Below are 1,682 nucleotides of genomic sequence, written 5' to 3' on the forward strand. Positions count from 1 at the left end.
GGGGGAGAACTCCTCCCTACGCATAAATGACGAGGGTTTCCGTTCTCCCCCTTACCAACCCTAATTTCTGATGATGGTTCTCCAACCTCCTCGGGACACCGCGCTGCCCTGTCCTTACAGGCAGTTGTTTTGGGAGATTATGTTACTTTTGTATAGAACTCTCGAGCTATTTTTTCTTTATGTGAGAAATTTTAGTATAAAACCTGGCGGTTGGATGGGATAAAGTGCTTTGTTTTTCTGTTATACTGAGAGTGGCCGATGTTGAGAGTTAACTTTTTTTATGGTTGAAAATTTCCGGAGTTAGAGTAGAGCGATCGTTACAGAATCAGAGTCAAGGTTTGTAGATGCGTTTAGCTATGAAATTACAGGTTTGGGCAATCTGGATGTGGGTGATGCTAGGGAGCTGGGTTGGAGTGGGTCAACAGGCGGTTTGGGGGGTGCGGGTTCCCAAAGCGGAGGGGCCACCGATTGCCACATCCGAACCGTCGCGCAATGGCACCCAAATCGCCGATCGCGATCGGGTACCGGATTGGGCCAGATTAGTGGACATGACCGATATCAATCCCTCCATCATTCTCGACATGCGCTACGCCACCGCCAACAATTTTTTAAACCGAGAGCTTTACCCGGTGGCGCGATGTGCGTTAAGGGCCAGGGTTGCTGAAAAGCTCTCGCGGGTGCAAAACGAATTGCAACAACGCGGGTTAGGATTAAAAGTATTTGATTGTTACCGACCCTTCTCCGTGACCGAGGAAATGTGGGACGTCTTGCCGGATCCGCGTTATGTTGCCAATCCGGCGTGGGGGTCTCGCCACAATCGCGGTGCTGCGGTAGATTTAACCTTAGTGGACCGGGAGGGCAGGGAACTGGAAATGCCCACCGAGTTCGATGATTTTACCGAACGAGCGGCGCGGGATTACCGAGGGCCAGGGGTGAGCGAGACGGCCCGCAGAAACAGTGAATTACTCGCAGCGGTGATGCGGAAGCATGGTTTTGTGCCCCTGGTAACGGAATGGTGGCATTTTGATGCGGCGGATTGGCGGCGCTTTTCGATTTTGGATGTTTCCTTGGAAGCGATTCCCTCGCAACGGGGGGGAAGTTATCGGTGATGTATCTGAATTATTCAACGCTCACCAACAATTCGTACTCGAAGCCGCGAAAATTGGAATCTAACTGCAAGAGATAGTCGCCGGTAGCGGGGAGGGTGCCGGTCCAGCTGTCTTTGCCGGTGTAGTGACCGCCGCCGGTCAAGTCGCGCTGACGGTTGGGATCGTTGGGGGGAAAGACGAAAGGTAAGGCTCCTTCAATGACAGTAACGGTCATGGTTTGACCTTCAGAAGCGTTGAGAATGTATTCGTGGCTGCCCCCACCGATAATCCGACCTTTAACGATCGCCCTAGTGCCATTGGGGGGAAAATTAATCCGCTTGCTGACAGAAGCGCAGGTGGTTTCCGTGAGGTTTTGAGAAATCCAGCCATCCACAGGAGTGGTAATTTTAAACCAGCCATTTTGGCGATCGCTGAGTGAGACATAGGTGCCATTGGCCAGGGTACCCACAATATTATCGGGAGCCACTTCCGGGGTAGAGCGGACATTGGTGGGGGGATTAGCTTCTCGGCGGGAAGCCCCGCGCTCTACCCGTGCTTGGTGAGCGTCGGGATGAGAGCCAGGGGAAATGGAGG

The 1,682-nt window shown here is 52.8% G+C and carries 2 protein-coding genes; one reads left to right on the top strand and one right to left on the bottom strand.

Features of this window, described 5'->3' with window-relative positions:
- The first annotated feature begins 356 nt into the window (after nucleotides 1-356).
- On the top strand, nucleotides 357-1,109 hold the full coding sequence (locus LKK83_RS18880; protein ID WP_324632827.1) for a M15 family metallopeptidase: 753 nt from the start codon (nucleotides 357-359) through the stop codon (nucleotides 1,107-1,109).
- Nucleotides 1,110-1,119: 10 nt separating this feature from the next.
- Here the strand turns inward: LKK83_RS18880 and LKK83_RS18885 are convergent.
- On the bottom strand, nucleotides 1,120-1,682 hold a 563-nt coding region (locus LKK83_RS18885), incomplete at its 5' end, for an SH3 domain-containing protein (RefSeq protein WP_324632828.1).

Origin of the sequence: Phormidium sp. CCY1219 (assembly GCF_035615515.1) — a bacterium.
Classification (GTDB): Bacteria; Cyanobacteriota; Cyanobacteriia; order Cyanobacteriales; family Laspinemataceae; genus CCY1219.